The following is a 19,840-nucleotide window of genomic DNA, read 5'->3' on the forward strand; positions in this document are numbered from 1 at the left end:
GTCAGCAGCAGTTGTTGCAGGGCACGTGCTTCACGGCGACGCTGCTGCGCTGACGCGCCACGGTGTGACGCAGCGCGAATTGGTAGGCGTGCTGCGAACCCTTGAGCACCATCACGAACATCACTTGCGCGAGATTGAAGTCGAGCGTGACCATCAGGCGCGTCAACAGTAGCAGTGGCAGCACCACCGCCGGCTGATACAGTTGTTTTGCGATCAAGTCTTTCATCATCGGCTCCCTATCCCATGAGTTGAATTTTAAGGAATGGGGGCTTGCGGATAAACGCCCGGAAGGTGAAGACATATGTTCCGGGAGGCGAACAATGGGGTGTCATTCGTTTGAACGGATGCACTGAGAAAGTGCTCGCTCGTCGCCGACAGCCGGCTCGGACCCTACCAACAAAATGGCCCCGCATAGAGCAGGGCCATCTTCGCATCACTTCTGCGCAAGACTCGGTTCAGGCACCGGCGTAGGCTGTGCATCGCCCCACCCGCCGCCCAATGCGCGAATCAGATTCACCGTCGACACGGCCTGCGTGCCCCGCAACTGCACCGCGGCGCGCTGCGTCTGCAACACCGTGCGCTCCGCATCGATCACGTCGAGATAGTTCACCGCGCCTTCGGTGTACTGCGTACGCGAAAGCTGCGCGGCGCGCACCGACGCCTTCACCGCATCGTCCTGCGTCGCCGTCTGATCTTCGAGAATGCGCAGATCCGAAAGGTTGTCCTCCACCTCACGGAACGCCACAAGCACCTGCTGACGATAGCTCGCAACATCCTCTTCATACACCGCGCGCGCATTCGCGAGATTGCCCTTGCGCCGGCCGCCATCGAAGATCGGGATATTCAGCGCCGTGCCCGCGAACGGGCCAAGCAGGAACGTGCGGCTCGACCACTTGAAGAGGTCGCCGAGCGTCGCCGATTCGAAGCCGCCCGAGCCCGTCAGCGTCAGCGACGGGAAGAACGCCGCCTTCGCCACGCCGATGCGCGCATTCGCCGCCGCCATCGCGCGTTCTGCCGACGCGATATCCGGACGACGTTCGAGCAGCGCCGAAGGCAATCCCGGCGGCACGCGCACCGTCACCGGCTTGAGCGGGTTCGCGGCGATCGAGAATTCGGCCGGCGCCTTGCCGAGCAGCACCGCGAGACTATGTTCCGATGCCGCGCGCAGACGTTGCACCGTCATCGCATCGGAGCGCGCCGTCGCGAGTTCCGACTTGGCGCGCGCAACGTCTAGCTCGCTGATATCGCCTTCGGTGTAGCGGCGTTGCACGAGCTTCAGCGCTTCCTCGCGCAACTGCACTGTGCGTGTGAAGACATCCGTCTCGGCATCGAGTTCGCGCAGATTGAAGTAGTTCTGCGCGACGTCCGCCTGCAACGCCAGTTGAACGGAACGGAACAACGCCTCGCTCTGCTGCGTGTCGGCGTTCGCCGCCTGTACCGAGTTCGACACGCGGCCGAACAGATCCACTTCATACGACGCACTCGCCTGCGCGCGCCACAGCGTCTGCGCGGGCACGTTGCCATCGGCGGGCAGGAATTGCGATGCCGGCGAGAACTTCTCGCGCGTCGGGCCAAAGCCCGCGTCGAGCGTCGGGAAGAGGCCCGCGCGCGCCGTCTGGTTGATCGCGCGCGCTTCCTTCACGCGCGCCGCCGCCGCCTTCAGATTCTGGTTCGCGTCCTGCGCCTGCTTTTCCAGATCGTTGAGCGTGGCGTCGCCGAAGGTCGTCCACCATTCGCCGCGCATCATCTCTTCAGACGGCTGGGCGGTCTTCCACGTGCCCGCTTCCGATGCGTCGAGCGTCTTTTGCGGCGTTTCCTTGTACGCGGACGGCGCGTTGACATCCGGCTTCTCGTAAGTGGGCGCAAGCGAGCAGCCCGCCACCAGCAACAGCGTGGCCATCAGACTCGATAAAACATGTAGCTTATTCATCATCGACCTCATTGCGCCTCGTAGGAGGCACCGATACCGCGCATCTGCGGATGCGAGCCGTGCTTGTCCGTCACGTGTTCGGTGCGGGAAAGCTTGCGCAGGATCACGTAGAACACCGGCGTCAGCATCAGACCGAAGAGCGTCACACCCAGCATGCCGAAGAACACCGCGACGCCCATTGCGTGACGCATCTCCGAGCCCGCGCCCGTCGACAGCACGAGCGGCACCACGCCCATGATGAACGCGATGGACGTCATCAAGATCGGGCGCAGACGCAGACGGCTTGCTTCGATCGCGGCCTGCACGATCGAGCGTCCCTGCATCTCCAGCTCGCGTGCGAACTCGACGATCAGAATCGCGTTCTTCGCCGACAAGCCCACCAGCACCATCAAGCCGATCTGCGTGAAGATGTTGTTGTCGCCGTCGGTGAGCCATACGCCGAGCAGCGCCGACAGAATGCTCATCGGCACGATCAGGATCACCGCGAGCGGCAGCGTCAGGCTTTCATACAGCGCGGCGAGCACGAGGAACACGAGCAGCACGCTGATCGGGAACACCCACAGTGCGGCATTGCCCGCGAGGATCTGCTGATACGTGAGATCGGTCCATTCGAACTTGATCCCGCGCGGCAGCACTTCCGCCGCGATGCGTTCCGCCGCGGCCTGCGCCTGGCCCGACGAATAACCCGGAGCCGGACCGCCGTTGATATCCGCGGCGGTGTAGCCGTTGTAGCGCACGACCATTTCGGGGCCATACGTCGGCGTCACCTTCACGAGCGACGACAAAGGCACCATGTCGCCATTCGCGTTGCGCGTCTTCAACAGACCGATGTCTTCCGGGTTCGCACGGAACGGCGCATCCGCCTGCACGCGCACCTGATACACGCGTCCGAAGCGATTGAAGTCGTTCACGTAGAGCGAGCCGAGATAGACCTGCATCGTGTCGAACACGTCCGTCACGGATACGCCCAGTTGCTTCGCCTTCGTGCGATCCAGATCGACGTTCAACTGCGGCACGTTGATCTGATAGCTGGAGAACGTCGGTCCGAGCTCGGGCGTCTGCGATGCGCGCTTGATGAACGCCTGCGTGGCATCGGCAAGTGCCGCATAGCCGAGCGCGCCGCGATCTTCGAGTTGCATCTTGAAGCCGCCGAGCGTGCCGAGACCGAGGACCGGCGGCGGCGGGAACACGGCGATGAACGAACCCTTGATGCCCGCATACTTCTGATTCAGCGCACCCGCAATGGCATTCGCCGACAACGCCTTGTCATGCACGCGCTCCTTGAAGGGCTTCAGCGTGACGAACACGATGCCCGCGCTCGACGAGTTGGTAAAGCCGTTCACCGACAAGCCCGGAAACTCCACCGCGCTTTCCACGCCCGGTTGCTTCAGCGCGATATCCGACATCTGACGGATCACGCCTTCGGTGCGGTCGAGCGATGCGCCGTTCGGGAGCTGCGCGAAGCTGATCAGATACTCCTTGTCCTGCGCGGGCACGAAGCCGCCGGGCACGACCTTGCCCATCAGCACGGCGCCCGCGAGCAGCACGGCATACACGACCATCATCAATGCCTTGCGGTTGATGACGCTCTTCACGCCCTTGCCATACGCGTCCGAGCCGCGATGAAAGACCTTGTTGAAGCCCCGGAAGAAGCCGCCGAACACGCGGTCCATGCCGCGCGTGAGCCAGTCCTTCGGCTCGTCGTGGCCCTTTAACAGCAGCGCGGCGAGCGCGGGCGACAGCGTTAGCGAGTTGAACGCGGAGATCACCGTCGAGATGGCGATGGTCATCGCGAACTGCTTGTAGAACTGGCCCGTGAGACCCGACATGAACGCGAGCGGCACGAACACGGCCACCAGCGTCAGCGCGATCGCGATGATCGGCCCGCTCACCTCGCGCATCGCCTGATATGTCGCTTCTCTCGCCGATAACCCCGCCTCGATGTTGCGCTCCACGTTCTCGACGACCACGATCGCATCGTCGACGACGATGCCGATCGCGAGCACCATCCCGAACAACGACAACGCGTTGATCGAGAAACCGAACGCAAGCAGCAGCGAGAATGTACCGACGATCGAGACCGGCACCGCGAGCAACGGAATGATCGAGGCGCGCCACGTCTGCAGGAACACGATCACGACGAGCACCACCAGGGCGATCGCTTCCGCGAGCGTATGAATCACCGCTTCGATACTCGAACGCACGAACTGCGTCGGGTCATAGACGATCTGATATTCGAGGCCCGCAGGCATGTCGGCCTTCAGTTCCTTCATCGTCTTGCGGACTTCGTCGGAGATCTGCAGCGAGTTCGCGCCCGGCTGCTGATTGATTGCGATTGCAACTGCCGACTTGTTGTCGAGCAGCGAACGCAAGCCGTACTCCGATGCGGCGAGTTCGACGCGCGCCACATCGGAGAGATGCGTCACCGCGCCGTCGGGCGAAGTCTTCAGCACGATGTCGCGGAACTCCGACTCGTTCTGCAAGCGGCCGCGCGCATTCACGTTCAGCTGCAGCGGCACGTTCGGCAGCGTCGGCGAACCGCCGATCACACCGGCTGCGACCTGCACGTTCTGCTCGCGGATCGCGTTGACGACATCCGTCGCCGTCATGCCGCGCTGCGCGACCTTTTGCGGATCGAGCCATACGCGCATCGAGTAATCGCCCGAGCCCCACAACTGCACTTCGCCCACGCCCGCGATGCGTTCGAGCCGGTCCTTCACGTTGATCAGCGCATAGTTGCGCAGATACGTCATGTCGTAGCGGCCGTTGGGCGAGTTCAAGTGAACCACCATCGTCAACGTCGGCGACGACTTGATCGTCGTCACGCCCAGACGCTGCACGTCCTGCGGCAGACGCGGCAATGCCTGGTTCACGCGGTTCTGCACGAGCTGCGTGTTCTTGTCCGGATCGGTGCCGAGCTTGAACGTGACCGTGGTCGTGAGGTTGCCGTCGCTATTCGCTTGCGACTGCATGTAGAGCATGTCCTCGACGCCGTTGATCTGCTCTTCCAGCGGCGAGGCCACGGTCTCCGCGATCACCTTCGGGTTCGCGCCGGGATACTGCGCATGCACGACGACCGACGGCGGCACGACTTCCGGATACTCGGAGATCGGCAGCTTGAACATCGCGATGATGCCGGCCAGCAGCACGACCACCGACAGCACGCCCGCAAAGATCGGGCGGTCGATGAAAAATTTGGATATGTTCATGACGGGTTCTGTCTGTTGCGGATGACGCGCATCACTGGGCGGATGCCGTCTTCACGGCGGGCGCGGCGCCGCTATCGTTCATCGCGACGTTGTTGGCCTTGATCACGTCGTTGGGACGCACGCGCTGCAAGCCATTGACGACGATGCGCTCGCCCGGTTGCAGCCCCTCCGAAATGACACGCAGGCCTTCATGCGTCTGACCGAGCGTCACTTCGCGGTACTGCACGCGGTTGTCCTTGTCGACGACCATCACGTACTTCTTGTCCTGATCGGTACCGATGGCTTCGTCTTCCACGAGCACGGCCGGATGCGGCGTGCCGCCGCCCACTTTCACGCGTGCATAGAGCCCCGGCACGAGCGTGCCGTCCGGGTTGCTGAAACGCGCGCGCACGCGGATCGTGCCCGAGGTCGTATCGAGGCGGTTATCGACGGAATCGACGACGCCCTCGCGCGAATAGCCGTCCTCGTTCGCGAGACCGAGCGATACCGGCACCGCGCTGCCCGCATCGCGGCCGAGATAACGCAAGTACGTTTGTTCATCGACATCGAACGATGCGTAGATCGGCGACACGGACACGAGCGTCGTGAGCAACGGCGCATTCGCGCCCGTCGACACGATGTTGCCCACCGTGAGTTCCGCGCGCGACACGCGCCCCGCGACCGGCGCGACGATATGCGTGTACGCGAGGTTGATCTTGGCGGTCTCGAGCGCAGCCTGCGCGGCCTTCAGGTTGGCGACGGCCTCGCGCGCGGCGTTCTGCTTTTCGTCGTAGTCGCGCTTGGCGATCGCGTTATCGGCGAGCAGCCGTTCCGCGCGCGCCGCATCCGTCGACGTATAACCGTTGCGCGCCTGCGCCGCCGCGAGCTGCGCCTGCGCACGATCCACTTCGGCTTCGTAGGGACGCGGGTCGATCGTGAAGAGCGCATCGCCCTTCTTCACGAGCTGGCCATCCTTGAAATGCACGGCGACGATCGTGCCCGGCACGAGCGGGCGAATGTCGACGTGATCGACCGCTTCGAGACGGCCCGAATAGCTCTGCCAGTCGGTGATGGTCTTCGACACCACGGCCGCGACGTCGACTTCCGTTGCGGTCGGACTATGAGCGGCGGCCCTGGCTTCGTTGATCGCCGAATCGCCGTGACCGCGCCAGGCGGTGTAACCGCCCGCGCCCACGATGATCAGCGTCGCGCCTAGCGCGGCGTAGATGCGTTTGCGAGTGAATGACATGGTTAAAGGCTCCGGTTGCGTTGAGATTGTTGTTGTGTAATGCGTGCGATGCGTGCCGATTCTTGCGCTTGCTTTCTTGCGCTTGCTTTCGTGCACCTATTTGGCGCGCGCCAGCCGTTTCCTGAAGAACGTGACGACGTCGGCGAGCGCATCCGGATGCGCGGCGAGCGCCTGATGCGATGTCTTGCCATGACGCGTGACTTCGGTCGGCACGCCCGCGGCGATCAGCTCGCCCGCGTATTTCTCCGCCTCGATATGCAGGAGGTCGTGCTCCGCGCTTGCGATGATCGCGGGCGGCAGGCCGCCGAGACGGCGCGATTCGAGCGGCGCGGCATACGGATGCAGGCGTTGCGAAGGATTCGGCAGATACGCGCGATACCACTGCGCGCATTCGCACGCCTCGAAATCGGGGCACAGCACTTTGCGTTCGTCGGCAAGGCGCGTCATGCTCGGGTCGAGCAGCGGTGCAAGCAACGCTTGCGCGGACATGCGAATATCGCCACGGTCACGCGCGATAGCAGCGAGGCAGGTCGCGATATTGCCGCCCGCGTCGTGACCGGCAACGCCGATACGCTGCGGATCGGCACGTTGCGCGCGAGCCTGAGCGACGGCCCATTGCGCCGCGCGATAACCGTCCTCGGGCGCGGCGGGAAACGGAAACTTCGGTGCGAGCGAATAGCCGACCGACACGACCCAGGCGGGCGTATCGCGTGCGATCGTCGCGGCGGCGATATCGGCATCGTCGAGCGAGCCGCCGATAAAACCGCCGCCGTGGAAATAAAGAACGATCGGCAACACCGTGCCATCCGAAGCGGGACGATAGCTGCGCAGCGCGATCGGTTGCGCGTGTCCCGTGATGTGCACGTCTTCTATGCACAAGCGGGGGCTCGACTCCAGATCCAACAGTGATGCCATGGTTATTTTCGGTGCAAGGCCGATGCTGCAAGGCCTGCACGCATGAGTTGCGATGCTGCGAATTCTGGAGTCCGCGCCTTTTTTAATAAATGCCTATAATCCGGCAACACAATTCGGTCGCACCGAACAATCGTGGTTATCCCTTGCGATCGTTCATTCGGTCATTTTTAGCGCTCGCTTAAATAGTTGCGTCGCTAAGTAAAGAAGGTGAGAGAACATGGATCGGCTACAAGCAATGCAGGTCTTCACCCGCGTCGTCGACACCAATAGCTTTTCGCGCGCAGCGGATACGCTCAATCTGCCGCGCGCCTCGGTCACGACGATCATTCAGAATCTGGAAGCGCATCTGAACGTGCGTCTGCTTCAGCGCACGACGCGCAGGCTCAATCTCACGCCCGACGGTGCCGCGTATTACGAGCGATGCGTGCGCATACTCGCGGACATCGAGGAAGCCGAAGGCTCGTTCTCGAACAACGGCAAAGGCCCGCACGGAAAATTGCGCGTGGATATGCCGGGCGCGATCGGGCGGCTCATCGTTATGCCGCAGCTATGCGATTTCCATACGCGCTACCCGGATATCGAACTGATGATGGGCTTCGGCGACAAGCCGGTCGATCTCATTCAGGAAGGCGTCGATTGCGTGATTCGCGTAGGCACGTTGCAGGATTCCAGTCTCGTCGCGCGGCGCATCGGCGTGTTTCAGGGCGTGACGGTGGCCGCGCCGCAATATCTCGAACGCAACGGCACGCCGAAAACGATCGAGGATTTGCAGAATCACACGGCGGTGAATTATTTTTCGAGCCGCACGGGACGCGTCATGGATATGGACTTCGTCATCGATGACGAGAACATCGAAGTGAAGATGCGCGGCATGATCGCGGTGAACGACGCCGAAGCGTATCTGAGTTGTGGGCTGAAGGGCGTCGGCATCATTCAGGTGCCGCGTTTCATGGCGTTGCCGCATCTGCGCGCGGGCGAACTCGTCGAAGTGCTGCCGCAATGGAATCCCCTGCCGATGCCTATTTCCGCGGTGTATCCGCATAACCGGCATCTGTCGCCGAAGGTGCGCGTGTTCGTCGACTGGGCCGCCGAATTGTTCGAACGCTGCCCGCTTCTGCAAGGCCAGAAGGATGCGGAAGAACGCTGCCTGCCGACGAGCACGGCATCGCCCACGATCGTGCGGCATGGCACGCCGGAAGTCGCGGGCACCGAGGATGTCATTGCATAGCGGGTGTCTACAAGACCAACGATGAACGAAAGCATCACCGTGCGCCGCGTCGGCGCGAACGAAGCATCGGGGTATGTGGAAGCGCTGGCGGACGTGCTCATCGATTGCGTAGAAGGCGGCGCGTCCGTGAGTTTCATGCTGCCGATCTCGCGTGCGACGGCCGTCGAATTCTGGACACGCGTCATGCACGGCGTCGCGCGTGATGAACGCATCCTGCTCGTTGCGGAGAACGCCGAAGGGCACGTGCTGGGCACGGTGCAGATCGTCACGGATCAGCCGGAGAATCAGCCGCATCGCGCGGATGTCGCGAAGATGCTCGTCGCGCGCCGTGCACGGCGACGCGGCATTGCACAGCGTCTGTTGATCGCCGCCGACGAAGCCGCGCGCGCCGCAGGCAAGTCGGTTCTCGTGCTCGACACCGTCACCGGCGGCGATGCGGAACGCCTCTACGAGCGTGCGGGGTGGCAGCGTGTGGGCGTCGTGCCGAACTATGCATTGATGCCCGACGGCACGTTCTGCGGCACGACTTTCTTCCATAAGCAACTCGCTTAGCGGTGCGCAAAGGCCCGTCTCACAAGGCTCTTCGCGATTATTCGCCGATATCGATAAATCTATTCGCCGATACGGCATTTATCCGCGCCTGCCGCGCGACTACATTCACTTCCAACGCAGCGTGCTCATTCGCCAATTGCAATCCGCATTTGCCCGCACGCCGCATCGGAATGAAAGGAGTCGCAAGCATGAAACAGCTCATCACGGGGTTTTCTCTCGCAGCCATCTCCGCCGTCGTCACGACTACCGCGTTCGCGGAAGGCGGCCAGGGGATCGGCCGTGCCGGCACGTATCAGGTTCAGACGCAAACGCAAACGAGTGCTGGCGATACGCCCAAGACACGCGCTCAGGTGCGTGCCGAACTCGCCGCCGCGTATTCCAATGGCTCACTGCCTGCATTGAACCGCAATTCGTATCCGGAGCGCAGCATGTGGGGCGATGCCGTCGCCGCGCAAAGCGAGCAACGCGCACGCGATGCGGCACTAGCGGAAGCCCGCAACCGTGAGATCGTCGAGTACGCCAACGGCTCGGCAGCGCAAGGCAACGTAACGGCGCGCTGAGCACGCCGTCAGAAAAAGATTTCAGAGGTCATCATGTTCGAAAACACATCGCTCGATCAATTCTCGCTTCTCGACGAACTTCCTACGCTCACGCCGGTATGGCATCCGTTCACGCAACACGCGACTCACGCAACGGACGTTGCAGAAGAGTCGAAGCAAAAGAGCACTGAGCGCTCGCATTGAGCGTGACATGAAAGGCGCGGACACAAGCCCGCGCCTTTTTTCTTCCACTCAACCGCACGTACCGATTTCGCCGCATGCCGTGCAGAAGTCGCAGCCGTCCTTGCGGATCACTGCATTCGCACCACACGTCGCGCATTTCCGGCCGTGCATCAGGGAAAGGCTATGCGGATCGATCTCACCTCCCGCGATACCCTCGGATACCTCTTCGCTTTCATCGGCTACAGCTATCGGATGCGGCGCGCTATCGGCACGCTTGCGCGCAAGCACGCGCGACGGTACCTGGTCTCCTTCTGCGTCGAGAAAACCGCGGCGGTAAAGAATCTGCTGGATCGCATACGCTAGCGCGGCGACTTCCGAATCGTGCCAGCGCGGACTGCGATGTCCGTCGAGCCGTTCGACATCGCCGAGACGCACCTGTCCTCGATCCCACGACACCTTTCGCATGTCCTGCAGGGTGCGCGCCGCGAAACCGCCGCGCGCGGCGAGCGAAAGCGAACGCATCGTCGCCGTGATCCATTGCTGCGATTCGTCGCGCTGTCCCGTGGGAATGAAGAACTCGATGGGCCGCTCGATCGTCACGTCCTCGCCGCCGATACGCCCCGTCACTTCGATAAACGAGACCGCGAGATAAAGCGACTTCTTTCCCGCCTGCGTCAGATACTCGACCTTCTCGATGATCGCGGGCAACTCCCCTCTCGGCCGATGATCGATCGCAATGCGCAACGGATCGAGATCGAGTTCGGAGTCCGGTGAATCGCTCGGCGTTTGAGCGGGCGTAACCGAAAGCACCGCACCCAAAGTCTCGTTCGGCCGATACGTCGCAAGCCCTTTCAATCCGCGCCGCCATGCTTCGAGATAGAGATCCTGAAACTTGTCGAACGGATAATCGGCGGGTACGTTCACGGTCTTCGAAATCGACGTATCGACGAACGGTTGCACCGCGGCCATCATCTCCATGTGATCGTGCGCGGACATCTCCAATGCGCTGACGAAGTACTCGGGCAGCGCGTTCACGTCGCCGCCCATCTCGCGATAAAGCCGGTACGCATGATCTTCGACGGCGAAAGTCTGACGCGAGCCGTCCGCCATGCGCTTCGTGCGTTGATAGGTCCACGAGAACGCGGGCTCGATGCCGTTCGATGCGTTGTCCGCGAACGCGAGGCTCACGGTGCCAGTCGGTGCGATCGATAGCAGATGACTGTTGCGGATGCCGTGCTCGCGTATCGCGCTCTTGATGTCATCGGGCAGGCGCGAGGCGAACGTGCCCTCTTCCAGATAACGCTTTGCATCGAAGAGCGGAAACTTGCCGCGCTCCTTCGCCAGTTCGACCGATGCGCGATACGCCTCGTCACGCATCGTGCGCGCGACGCGTGTGGCGAAGTCGCGCCCTTCCTGCGCGTCGTAACGCAGGCCGAGCATCACGAGCGTGTCGCCGAGGCCAGTGAAGCCCACGCCGATGCGGCGCTTCGCTGCGGCCTCGCGTGCCTGCTCTTCGAGCGGCCAGAGCGTGACGTCGAGCACGTCGTCGAGAAAGCGCACTTGCGTGCGCGTCGTGCGTGCAAGGCCGTCCCAATCGAACGACGGCGCGCCGCCGCGCATCTGCGCGAACGGATCGCGCACGAAGCGCGTGAGATTGAGCGGACCGAGATTGCAGCAGCCGTATGCGGGCAGCGGCTGTTCGCCGCAAGGATTGGTCGCGCGAATCGATTCGACCGCGCGCAGATTGTTATCGTCGTTCATGCGCGACATGAACACGACACCCGGCTCGGCGACATCGTAAGTCGAGCGCATGATCGTGTTCCATACTTCGCGCGCCTGCACTTCCCGATAGACCCAAAGACCATCGTCGCGCTGATGCATATCTTCAGCCGCGCGCTGCGCCGGCGATGGCTCGGCCTTGTGCACGAGTTGCCATGTGGCGTCATCGGCGACGGCCTGCATGAACTCGTCGGTCACCGCGACCGATACGTTGAAATTGTTCCAGCGCCCTTTCGTACGTTTTGCCGCGATGAATTCGAGGAGGTCGGGATGCGAGCAATCGAGAATGCCCATCTGCGCGCCGCGCCGCGAGCCCGCGCTTTCGACCGTGCGGCACGATGCATCGAACACGTCCATGTAGCTGCATGGACCCGATGCCGCCGATCCCGTGGAATGCACGCGCGCGCCACGCGGACGGATCGCGGAAAAGTTATACCCGACGCCGCCGCCGCGACGCATCGTCTCGGCCGCCTGCAACAGCGCGACGTAAATGCCCGGCAAGCCGTTGCTGTCGACGCTCTGTATCGCATCGCCCACGGGCTGCACGAAGCAATTGATGAGCGTCGCGTCGATGCCCGCGCCGGCCGCGCTCATGATGCGCCCTGCACCGAGCGCGCCGCGTTTGAAGTTATCGACGAACTCGGCTTCGATCTTCGCGCGCGTTTCTTTCGGCTCGGCGAGCGCGACGCCGCGCGCCACGCGCAGATAAATATCTTCGACGCGCGTCTCGTCGCCCTTGGCATATTTTTCGAGCATCACGTCGATGGAGAACTGCTGCGGTGCGAGAGCGGTGCTGGGATTGTCTTCGGCCATGTCGGAGATCCTTGATTGCTGAGCCTCGCGCGATGGGGTCGGAAACGCGTTGCGCGCGCTGGCGTGAAGTGCCGCAAAGGCAATGCCCGACGATAGCGCGATTTCTCCGCGCTTGCCATCGACCCGTTAAACTCGTCTGATCGAAACCAAAGCAATCAGTCGACCATACGCATGAATTCGCGTCATCCGCCGCTCTTCGGCATCGCGGGCCGCTCGGGCCAGGGCAAGACCACATTGATCGAAGCGCTGCTGCCATGGCTGCGCGCACGCGGCCTCACGGTCAACGTCATCAAGCATAGTCATCACTCGATCGAACTGGAGCCGCCGGGCAAGGACAGTGCGCGCTTTCGCCGCGCGGGCGCAGGGGAAGTGCTGATCGCGTCACCCTACCGGTATGCGATCGTGCGTGAACTGAACGGCGACGCCGAGCCGCCGATTGCCGAGTTGGCTGCGCGCTTGTCGCACGCGGACCTCGTGATCGTGGAAGGATTCGCTCGTGAAGCGATGCCGCGGCTCGAAGTCGTGCGGCCCTCGGCGGGCCGCGATCCGCTCTACAAGAGCGACGTGGAGATAGTCGCAATTGCAACCGATGATGCCGCCGCGATCGAATCGAACTTGCCGGTGCTCGATTTGAACGACATCGCGGGCATCGGCGCGTTCATCTGCGAGCGCGTGGGTATCGCGCTGAAAGACTAGCTCGCGTCGAGGCCGTGACGCGCCATCGCCAGCGCTTCTTTCAATACGTCGTTATCGCCGATATGGTTCGCGAGCAGCAGCACGAGCTTCGCGTTGAGCATGTGGCTCGCCTCGTCGGAGAGCCCGTTGTGCGTGTCGATGAGGCGTTCGTAAAACGCATCGTGATCCGCGATATTCAGTTCGAGATTGAGCTTCATACGATTCGTCATCCGTTGCAGGTTGCACGTTTGACCGCGGCCACGACCGATGCGGCATCGAAGGCACGCCAGCGCGCGCAAACGTGTTGATCGGGACGCAGCAGATAGAAGGTGCCGGGCCGTGCGTCGAAGCGATGCGCGACCACGCCTTCCATGTCTTCGATCACGGTCACGCCCGGCACCGTGCAGTTCATGCCTCGCGGCACGACGATCAGCGCACGCACTGGCAACGGCGCGTTCGACAACGCGGCGAGACTTTGCGCGCAGACTTCGGGACCGTGACCCAGTCCACAGAAATAGATGCCCGTGAACGCGCCGCCATGCGTCTGAGGCAAGAGCCACGCATCGCGGTCACTTACGCGCACGGGAGCATCCACGCACGGCGCGCCGGGCATCATCGCGCAATCGAAGGCGTCGCCGTCCGCGTCGGGTGTATTGAGCGCCGAATCGCGCAGCACCGCGGGCACCGAAAGACGCCCGCTGTTCGCCATGCGCCGCGCGAATGCGCAATCCTTCGCGAGATCGAGCGTCGCATCGCGAAAGAGGCGTGATACCGCGCTCTTCGGCGTGATGAAGTCGGTGGCGCGTGTCGAGTTGAGGATGTTTTCGTCGGCGGCGTATTCGCGCTCGGATGCGTAGGTATCGAGCAGCGTGTGCGGTGCATCGCCGTTCACGACGAGCTTCAGCTTCCACGCAAGATTGTCCGCGTCCTGCACGCCGCTGTTCGCGCCGCGCGCGCCGAACGGCGACACACCGTGCGCCGAATCGCCCGCGAAAATGATGCGCCCATGCCTGAAGCTATCCATGCGCAGGCACGAGAACGTGTACACGCTCACCCATTCCAGTTCGAATTCGGCGTCTTCGCCGAGCAGCGCCTTCACGCGCGGAATCACACGCTCGGGCGCTTTCTCCGCGACGGGGTCCGCGTCCCAGCCGAGCTGAAAATCGATGCGCCATACATTATCCGGCTGACGATGCAGTAGCACCGACTGATTCCGATGAAACGGCGGGTCGAACCAGAACCAGCGTTCGGTCGGAAACGGCGCCTTCATCTTTACGTCGGCGATCAGGAAGCGGTCCTTGAAGGTGCGGCCGTGGCTGTCGAGATCGAGGAGTTTGCGCATCGCGCTGCGGGAGCCGTCGGCGGCAACGACATACTGCGCCTTGAGCGAATAGTTGCCGTCCGGCGTGTCGACGTGCAATTCGACGTGATCGTCATGTTGCGTCAGGCCGGTCACATTGCTCTTCCAGCGCAATTGCAGTTGCTCCAACTCCATCGCGCGTTCGGCGAGAAAGCTCTCGACGTAGTACTGCTGCAAGTTGATGAACGCGGGCCGCGCGTGCCCCGTTTCGGGCAATAGATTGAACGTGTAGACGAGCTCGTCGTGCAAGAACACCTTGCCGACATTCCAGCTCACGCCCTTCTCGATCATCCTCTCGCCGCAGCCGAGTCGATCGAAAATTTCGAGTGTGCGCTTGGCGAAGCAGATGGCGCGCGAGCCGGTCGATACGGTGTCGTCGTTGTCGAGCAGCACGGTGCGCACGCCTTGCTGCGCGAGGTCGATGGCCGTCGCGAGGCCGACCGGGCCCGCACCGATCACGGCAACGGGATAAGGCGAGGACGCGGGCGCATCGTGATCGGGCGCGCGCTCGTATTTGAAACGCAGACTGGCGTAGTTCACGGACATTCGATCGTCTCCATCGTCGAGCCTTTTGTCGACTCGCGAATCGCTTCGCTTCTGGTTATCTGTTCATCATTGTACAAGTCGTTTTACAGTGTTTAACTTAGGTTTACCCGTATGTTTGGGCCGTGCGCTGGCTTCCCCTGCGTGGGACGGCAGTCACTTTCTTTGCGCTAGCCAAAGAACAAGCAAACAAGAAAAGGCGTTCCAGCGAAAAAGCCCATAGGGAAAAGAAGCACGTACGAAGGACCCTTTCGGACCGCACCGAAAAAATCAGACGCCGACAAAGCCCAGCATCTTCGATACGCGTTGAGCACAAGCGTGTAGCGCGTTCGCAATGTCGCCATCCCACGCGCCATCGAACGAGCCGCTCGGTCCGATCGCCGTGATTGCGAGCACGATATTGCGCGTATGGTCGAACACCGGCGCGCTGATCGCGCTGATGCCGGCGACCGGTTCGTCGATCGCTCTCGCGATGTCATGCTCGCGCACTTCGGCGAGCATCGCATCGATCTGCGCACGCGTGTAGTCGCGACGCGCGGCGCCGATCTGCAACGCGCCCGCACGCTCGATCGCGACGAGCGCATCGACGGTCATCGGCGGCAGATAGGCGGCGAACGCGCGGCCCGTCGCAGTCTGCAGCAGCGACATCACCGTGCCCGTGCGCATCGTCACGTGAATGGGCACGCTCGCCTGTTGAATATGAACGATGGTCGGTCCATAGCTGCCCGCGCTCGCGAGCGCGACCGTATGCTCGATGCGCGGCGTCATGTTGGCGACTTCCGCGATCGCAAGACGCACCGGATCGACGCGCTGCAGGCTGATCAGCCCCATTTGCAACGCGAACGGCCCGAGCTCGTATCGGCCCGTGGCGGCGTCCTGTTGAATCAGGCCGAGATTGCCGTACGACACGAGATACGGATGCGCCTTGGCCGACGGCATGCCCGCCTTCCTGGCGAGATCGCCGAGCAGCATCGGGCCGCCGTGATCCACCAGCGCACGCAAGAGCGCGCCCCCGACTTCGATCGATTGAATCCCGCGGCGCACTGCGCTCATGCCTGACCTTGTATTGTTGTCGATGATGCGCGCGATGATAACCGCATCGTCACGGCTTGGGGCCTAGCCTGGCGATCAGTTCGCGATGTTGCGCATAGCGTGCTTCCAGCGTACCGGGCGCAGCGAGTTCGAACTCGCTGAACTCGAAGCCCGGCGCGACCGTGCAGCCGACGAGCGCCGCGCCTTCTTCATCGTGACATGCGGCGGCGAACCAGTCGCCTGCCTTCACGACCGCCTGAAACACCGCATCCGCATGCTCGAGCGCGTTGCCGAGACGATGCGTGAGGAGCGTGCCGTTTGCATCGAGCACATGCACGTCGACCGGATCGCCTGCATAGAAATGCCAGACTTCATCCGAGCGGATGCGATGCCATGCGGAATACGCGCCATCGCACAACAGAAAATAGATCGCGGTCGATGCCGAGCGCGTTTCGCCTTCGTTTTCGCGTATGACGTTATCGCTCGCGCGATACGTCTCGCGGAAGAATCCGCCTTCAGGATGCGGTTCGAGCTTCAGACGCGCGATCAATTCCCGGCTGTCGATGCGTGTATGTTGCATGTCGTTCCTTTACCAGAGCGGTTGCGGTTCGCGTATTCTGCATCGGATTGCTCGTGTGAATCCTTCCCTTCATTCAATCGACGGACGCCATGACTCTTTCCTCTTCCTTGCTGAACGCCTTCGTGCCGACGGGCGCGCTACGCGCATCGATCAATCTCGGCAATCCGATTCTCGCGCACCGAACCGACACCGGCGAGCCGGGCGGCGTATCGGTGGATATCGCGCGTGAGTTCGCATCGCGGCTCGGCGTGCCTGTGTCGTTCACCTCGTTCGATAGGGCCGCGGAGTCCGTCGAAACGGTCACGAACGAAGGCGCCGATATCGGCTTCTTCGCGATCGATCCCCTGCGCGGCGCGGGGATTTCGTTCACCGCACCTTACGTGCTGATCGAAGGCTGCTATCTCGTGCGCGATGCGTCGCCACTCACGCGCAACGAGGATGTCGATCGCGAGGGAAACCGCATCATGGTCGGCAAGGGCAGCGCATACGATCTCTTTCTCACGCGCGAGATCAAGCATGCGCAGATCGTGCGCACGGCGTTGTCGCAAACCGTGGTCGATGAATTCCTGCGCGATAACCTCGAAGTCGCGGCGGGGGTGAAACAGCAACTCGAAGCCGATGCGGCGCGCGCGCCCGGCTTGCGTCTGCTCGACGGACGTTTCATGGTGATCCAGCAGGCGATGGGCTTGTCGAAGACTCGCGGCGATGAAGCGGCGCGCTATCTGAGCGAATTCGTCGAGGACATAAAGCGCTCGGGCTTCGTCGCCGACGCGCTCGCGCGGCACGGCATCAAGGGCGCATCGGTGGCGCCGGCCGCGCAGGGTTGAGCGATCATTTATGAGCGCGGACATCACCCTCACGGTCACGGACTGGATCGACGCGAGCTTCGAGGAGGACGTCGCGGGCGGCCTCGCGGCATTCAATCGCGCGCGACTCGGGCCGAGCCAGCAGCGCGATCTCGCCGTGTCGCTGTATCGCGACGACGATTTTGTCGGCGGGATCGCGGGCTACACCGCATGGGACTGGCTCTTCGTGAAATGGCTGTGGATACGCGAGGACGCGCGCGGCGCCGGACTCGGCGCACGCGCGCTGGAAGCCGCCGAAAACGAGGCGAGAAAGCGCGGCTGCCGTGCCGCGTGGCTCGACACGGTCAACCCCGCGGCGCGCGCACTCTACGCGCGCTGCGGTTATGAGACCTTCGGCGAGCTTGCCGATTTCCATGCCGGCCAGCCGCGCTATTTCATGCAAAAGCGCTTCTGATCATCCGGCGTTTTGCATTACGCATGCATTGAACCATCTTGCATGACGCGTTTTGTATTAAGCATTCAGTTTGAGTCGCTCCCCGGCACGCGCCGTGATCGCGCCGCGCGCCGCCAGCGATGGCGCGCAACGCTCGCGCACATCGCTGACGACGGCCGCGGGCGCGTGCGCCGGATCGCCCGCGTCGAACGGCGGCGCCGGCGCGTATTCCATCTGCAGCTGAATCGCCTGCGCCTCATGCTCGCCGACGAGTTCCGCCGCGAGCGTCAACGCGAAATCGATCCCCGCCGTGATGCCGCCGCCAGTGAAAACATTGCCGTCGCGCACCACGCGCTCGCGCACCGGAATGGCGCCTAGTTCCGAGAGCAGTTCGTGATACGCCCAGTGCGTCGTCGCGCGCTTGCCGCGCAGCAGGCCCGCCGCGCCGAGCACGAGCGATCCGGTGCACACCGACGTCACATAACGCGCATTCGCCGCCTGCCTGCGAAGAAAGGCGAGCGTCTCCTCGTCTTCCATCAGATCGCCGACGCCCGATCCGCCCGGCACGCATATCACGTCGAGCGCGGGGCAATCGGCGTAAGTCGCGTCTGGCGTCAGGATCATGCCGGCGCTCGATTGCACCGGCTCGCTCGTTTTCCAGACGAGATGCACCTTCACGTCGGGCATGGATGCGAAAACGTCGTAGGGCCCGGTCATGTCGAGTTGCTGCACGCGCGGGAACAGCAACAGGCCGATGTGTAGCGTCATCGTCTTCTCCTTGGTCGATGGAATGCAATAGACGAATGGATGCTACGCCGCTACGCTATGGCGAAGTTGACACACGACCCACCTTTTCCGCCAATTTGCTTTCGGGAGACCGCCATGACCGCCGACGCTCCACGCACAATCGACGTGCTCGCCTTTCCCGACGTCCAATTGCTCGATGTCGCCGGTCCGTTGCAGGTGTTCGCATCGGCGAACGATCTCGCGAAGGCGGCGGGCTTGCCGCCACCGTATCGTCCGCGCGTCGTCTCGCGAAGCGGCACGGTCAGCGCGTCGGCAGGACTGGGGCTCGTCGGCGATGTGCTGCCCGAAGCGGACGAAGCGTGCGACACGCTGATCGTCGCGGGCGGATGGGGCGTGCACGAAGCGGTGCGTGATCGCGAACTGGTCGACTGGGTGCGGGCGCGTTCGGCGCATGCGCGGCGCACCGCGTCGGTCTGCACCGGCGCGTTCCTGCTCGCGGCGGCGGGCCTGCTGAACGACCGCCGCGCCGTCACGCACTGGACGCGCTGCGCGGAACTCGCCACGCGCTTTCCTTCGGTCCACGTCGAGCCCGACCCCATCTTCATCCGCGACGGCGATGTATGGACGTCCGCCGGCGTCACGGCGGGCATCGATCTGTCGCTCGCGCTCGTCGAGGACGATCTCGGGCGCACGCTCGCGCTCGATGTCGCGCGTCAACTCGTCGTGTTCCTGAAGCGCCCCGGTGGGCAGGCTCAATTCAGCGCGGCGCTGTCGCTGCAAAAATCGGGCGAACGCTTCGGCGAACTGCATGCGTGGATCGCCGAAAATCTGGCGGCGGATTTGTCGGTCGGCGTGCTCGCCGCGCGCGTCGGCATGAGCGAGCGCAGCTTCGTGCGCCATTACCGCGCGCAGACCGGCACGACGCCGGCGCGCTCGATCGAGCGCATGCGGCTCGAAGCTGCGCGGCGTTTGCTCGGCGATACTGCGCTGCCCGTCAAGCGCGTCGCCGCGCGTTGCGGCTTCGGCACCGAAGAAACGATGCGCCGCGGTTTTTTGCGTTCACTCGGCGTGACGCCGCAGGCTTATCGGGAGAGATTTACCGGACACGACCGCGCCGACGTTGCGCATCCGGCATGAATGCCCGCGCGCGTGCGGGCGTGGCGGCTTTTTTTGTCCTCCATACTCAAGCCTGTATGCTCGCTGCCGTTACCCCATTTAGAACGTTTGCTTGAGACGCGCGCCCCCAGGCGGCGTGCGAGCGCAGTCGCCGAACGAGAACCGCCCGCCG

Annotated in this window: 19 protein-coding genes; 8 read left to right on the top strand and 11 right to left on the bottom strand. The window is 63.1% G+C overall.

Going from position 1 to position 19,840, the window contains the following annotated elements; translation table 11 throughout:
• Position 1 precedes the first annotated feature (1 nt).
• From NCS28_RS18940 to NCS28_RS18960, 5 genes are all read right to left on the bottom strand, one after another.
• Positions 2-226: a hypothetical protein gene (locus tag NCS28_RS18940; RefSeq protein ID WP_502801211.1), complete on the bottom strand. Its 225-nt coding sequence runs from the start codon at positions 224-226 to the stop codon at positions 2-4.
• A gap of 207 nt (positions 227-433) precedes the next feature.
• Positions 434-1,933, bottom strand: a complete 1,500-nt coding sequence (locus tag NCS28_RS18945) for an efflux transporter outer membrane subunit (protein ID WP_502801212.1) — start codon at positions 1,931-1,933, stop codon at positions 434-436.
• Between the two features lie 5 nt (positions 1,934-1,938).
• Positions 1,939-5,139: an efflux RND transporter permease subunit gene (locus NCS28_RS18950; RefSeq protein ID WP_250515298.1), complete on the bottom strand. Its 3,201-nt coding sequence runs from the start codon at positions 5,137-5,139 to the stop codon at positions 1,939-1,941.
• A gap of 31 nt (positions 5,140-5,170) precedes the next feature.
• Positions 5,171-6,367 carry an efflux RND transporter periplasmic adaptor subunit gene (locus NCS28_RS18955; RefSeq protein WP_250515299.1) on the bottom strand — a complete coding sequence of 399 codons (1,197 nt, stop codon included), beginning with the start codon at positions 6,365-6,367 and terminating at the stop codon, positions 5,171-5,173.
• Between the two features lie 96 nt (positions 6,368-6,463).
• Positions 6,464-7,282 (bottom strand): alpha/beta hydrolase, encoded by an 819-nt coding sequence (locus tag NCS28_RS18960; protein WP_250515300.1) that lies wholly within the window; start codon positions 7,280-7,282, stop codon positions 6,464-6,466.
• A 217-nt stretch (positions 7,283-7,499) separates the two neighbouring features.
• Here NCS28_RS18960 and NCS28_RS18965 point away from each other — a divergent pair, with 217 nt between their 5' ends.
• The 4 genes from NCS28_RS18965 (at position 7,500) to NCS28_RS18980 (ending at position 9,805) form a co-directional block, all read left to right on the top strand.
• On the top strand, positions 7,500-8,510 hold the full coding sequence (locus NCS28_RS18965; protein ID WP_250515301.1) for a LysR family transcriptional regulator: 1,011 nt from the start codon (positions 7,500-7,502) through the stop codon (positions 8,508-8,510).
• 21 nt (positions 8,511-8,531) lie between these two features.
• Positions 8,532-9,062, top strand: a complete 531-nt coding sequence (locus NCS28_RS18970; RefSeq protein ID WP_250515302.1) for a GNAT family N-acetyltransferase — start codon at positions 8,532-8,534, stop codon at positions 9,060-9,062.
• A gap of 188 nt (positions 9,063-9,250) precedes the next feature.
• Positions 9,251-9,622, top strand: coding sequence for a DUF4148 domain-containing protein (locus tag NCS28_RS18975; RefSeq protein ID WP_250515303.1), 372 nt, complete (start codon positions 9,251-9,253; stop codon positions 9,620-9,622).
• A gap of 33 nt (positions 9,623-9,655) precedes the next feature.
• Positions 9,656-9,805 (top strand): hypothetical protein, encoded by a 150-nt coding sequence (locus tag NCS28_RS18980; protein ID WP_250515304.1) that lies wholly within the window; start codon positions 9,656-9,658, stop codon positions 9,803-9,805.
• Between the two features lie 48 nt (positions 9,806-9,853).
• On the opposite strand, the gene NCS28_RS18985 is transcribed toward NCS28_RS18980, so the two are convergent.
• Complete coding sequence (locus tag NCS28_RS18985) at positions 9,854-12,376, bottom strand: adenosylcobalamin-dependent ribonucleoside-diphosphate reductase (RefSeq protein ID WP_250515305.1); 2,523 nt, start codon at positions 12,374-12,376, stop codon at positions 9,854-9,856.
• A 171-nt stretch (positions 12,377-12,547) separates the two neighbouring features.
• Between NCS28_RS18985 and mobB the strand changes: the two genes are divergently transcribed.
• Positions 12,548-13,072 carry a molybdopterin-guanine dinucleotide biosynthesis protein B gene (gene mobB / locus NCS28_RS18990; protein WP_250515306.1) on the top strand — a complete coding sequence of 175 codons (525 nt, stop codon included), beginning with the start codon at positions 12,548-12,550 and terminating at the stop codon, positions 13,070-13,072.
• Here mobB and NCS28_RS18995 read toward each other — a convergent pair.
• The 4 genes from NCS28_RS18995 to NCS28_RS19010 all read right to left on the bottom strand — a co-directional run bounded on the left by NCS28_RS18995 (position 13,069) and on the right by NCS28_RS19010 (position 16,566).
• Entirely contained in the window at positions 13,069-13,269 is a 201-nt protein-coding gene (locus NCS28_RS18995; RefSeq protein WP_250515307.1) for a DUF2783 domain-containing protein, read from the bottom strand. The genes mobB and NCS28_RS18995 overlap by 4 nt on opposite strands.
• Positions 13,270-13,277: 8 nt before the next feature.
• Entirely contained in the window at positions 13,278-14,957 is a 1,680-nt protein-coding gene (locus tag NCS28_RS19000; RefSeq protein WP_250515308.1) for an FAD-dependent oxidoreductase, read from the bottom strand.
• A 267-nt stretch (positions 14,958-15,224) separates the two neighbouring features.
• Positions 15,225-16,007, bottom strand: a complete 783-nt coding sequence (locus tag NCS28_RS19005; RefSeq protein WP_250515309.1) for an IclR family transcriptional regulator — start codon at positions 16,005-16,007, stop codon at positions 15,225-15,227.
• Positions 16,008-16,056: 49 nt separating this feature from the next.
• Positions 16,057-16,566 carry a cupin domain-containing protein gene (locus NCS28_RS19010; protein WP_250515310.1) on the bottom strand — a complete coding sequence of 170 codons (510 nt, stop codon included), beginning with the start codon at positions 16,564-16,566 and terminating at the stop codon, positions 16,057-16,059.
• An 89-nt stretch (positions 16,567-16,655) separates the two neighbouring features.
• Between NCS28_RS19010 and NCS28_RS19015 the strand changes: the two genes are divergently transcribed.
• Positions 16,656-17,393, top strand: a complete 738-nt coding sequence (locus NCS28_RS19015) for an ABC transporter substrate-binding protein (protein WP_250515311.1) — start codon at positions 16,656-16,658, stop codon at positions 17,391-17,393.
• A gap of 10 nt (positions 17,394-17,403) precedes the next feature.
• A complete protein-coding gene (locus NCS28_RS19020; protein ID WP_250515312.1) occupies positions 17,404-17,826 on the top strand; it encodes a GNAT family N-acetyltransferase in 423 nt (140 codons plus the stop codon).
• 57 nt (positions 17,827-17,883) lie between these two features.
• On the opposite strand, the gene NCS28_RS19025 is transcribed toward NCS28_RS19020, so the two are convergent.
• The gene (locus tag NCS28_RS19025; RefSeq protein WP_250515313.1) at positions 17,884-18,573 is read right to left on the bottom strand and encodes a DJ-1/PfpI family protein; all 690 of its coding nucleotides are present in this window, start codon (positions 18,571-18,573) and stop codon (positions 17,884-17,886) included.
• Positions 18,574-18,630: 57 nt separating this feature from the next.
• Here NCS28_RS19025 and NCS28_RS19030 point away from each other — a divergent pair, with 57 nt between their 5' ends.
• Positions 18,631-19,689, top strand: coding sequence for a GlxA family transcriptional regulator (locus NCS28_RS19030; protein WP_250515314.1), 1,059 nt, complete (start codon positions 18,631-18,633; stop codon positions 19,687-19,689).
• Positions 19,690-19,840 lie beyond the last annotated feature (151 nt).

This window comes from Caballeronia sp. INDeC2 (assembly GCF_023631325.1).
GTDB lineage: Bacteria > Pseudomonadota > Gammaproteobacteria > Burkholderiales > Burkholderiaceae > Caballeronia.

What these genes read in the sequence shown, in the direction of transcription:
- NCS28_RS18945 (WP_502801212.1), bottom strand. Translation starts at nt 1,933, where the DNA reads ATGATGAATAAGCTACATGTTTTATCGAGTCTGATGGCCACGCTGTTG.
- NCS28_RS18950 (WP_250515298.1), bottom strand. Translation starts at nt 5,139, where the DNA reads ATGAACATATCCAAATTTTTCATCGACCGCCCGATCTTTGCGGGCGTG.
- NCS28_RS18975 (WP_250515303.1), top strand. Translation starts at nt 9,251, where the DNA reads ATGAAACAGCTCATCACGGGGTTTTCTCTCGCAGCCATCTCCGCCGTC.
- NCS28_RS19010 (WP_250515310.1), bottom strand. Translation starts at nt 16,566, where the DNA reads ATGCAACATACACGCATCGACAGCCGGGAATTGATCGCGCGTCTGAAG.
- NCS28_RS19030 (WP_250515314.1), top strand. Translation starts at nt 18,631, where the DNA reads ATGGCGAAGTTGACACACGACCCACCTTTTCCGCCAATTTGCTTTCGG.
- NCS28_RS18940 (WP_502801211.1), bottom strand. Translation starts at nt 226, where the DNA reads ATGAAAGACTTGATCGCAAAACAACTGTATCAGCCGGCGGTGGTGCTG.
- NCS28_RS19020 (WP_250515312.1), top strand. Translation starts at nt 17,404, where the DNA reads ATGAGCGCGGACATCACCCTCACGGTCACGGACTGGATCGACGCGAGC.
- NCS28_RS18970 (WP_250515302.1), top strand. Translation starts at nt 8,532, where the DNA reads ATGAACGAAAGCATCACCGTGCGCCGCGTCGGCGCGAACGAAGCATCG.
- NCS28_RS18985 (WP_250515305.1), bottom strand. Translation starts at nt 12,376, where the DNA reads ATGGCCGAAGACAATCCCAGCACCGCTCTCGCACCGCAGCAGTTCTCC.
- NCS28_RS19000 (WP_250515308.1), bottom strand. Translation starts at nt 14,957, where the DNA reads ATGTCCGTGAACTACGCCAGTCTGCGTTTCAAATACGAGCGCGCGCCC.
- NCS28_RS18965 (WP_250515301.1), top strand. Translation starts at nt 7,500, where the DNA reads ATGGATCGGCTACAAGCAATGCAGGTCTTCACCCGCGTCGTCGACACC.
- NCS28_RS18955 (WP_250515299.1), bottom strand. Translation starts at nt 6,367, where the DNA reads ATGTCATTCACTCGCAAACGCATCTACGCCGCGCTAGGCGCGACGCTG.
- NCS28_RS19015 (WP_250515311.1), top strand. Translation starts at nt 16,656, where the DNA reads ATGACTCTTTCCTCTTCCTTGCTGAACGCCTTCGTGCCGACGGGCGCG.
- NCS28_RS18980 (WP_250515304.1), top strand. Translation starts at nt 9,656, where the DNA reads ATGTTCGAAAACACATCGCTCGATCAATTCTCGCTTCTCGACGAACTT.
- NCS28_RS19025 (WP_250515313.1), bottom strand. Translation starts at nt 18,573, where the DNA reads ATGACGCTACACATCGGCCTGTTGCTGTTCCCGCGCGTGCAGCAACTC.
- NCS28_RS18960 (WP_250515300.1), bottom strand. Translation starts at nt 7,282, where the DNA reads ATGGCATCACTGTTGGATCTGGAGTCGAGCCCCCGCTTGTGCATAGAA.
- mobB (WP_250515306.1), top strand. Translation starts at nt 12,548, where the DNA reads ATGAATTCGCGTCATCCGCCGCTCTTCGGCATCGCGGGCCGCTCGGGC.
- NCS28_RS18995 (WP_250515307.1), bottom strand. Translation starts at nt 13,269, where the DNA reads ATGAAGCTCAATCTCGAACTGAATATCGCGGATCACGATGCGTTTTAC.
- NCS28_RS19005 (WP_250515309.1), bottom strand. Translation starts at nt 16,007, where the DNA reads ATGAGCGCAGTGCGCCGCGGGATTCAATCGATCGAAGTCGGGGGCGCG.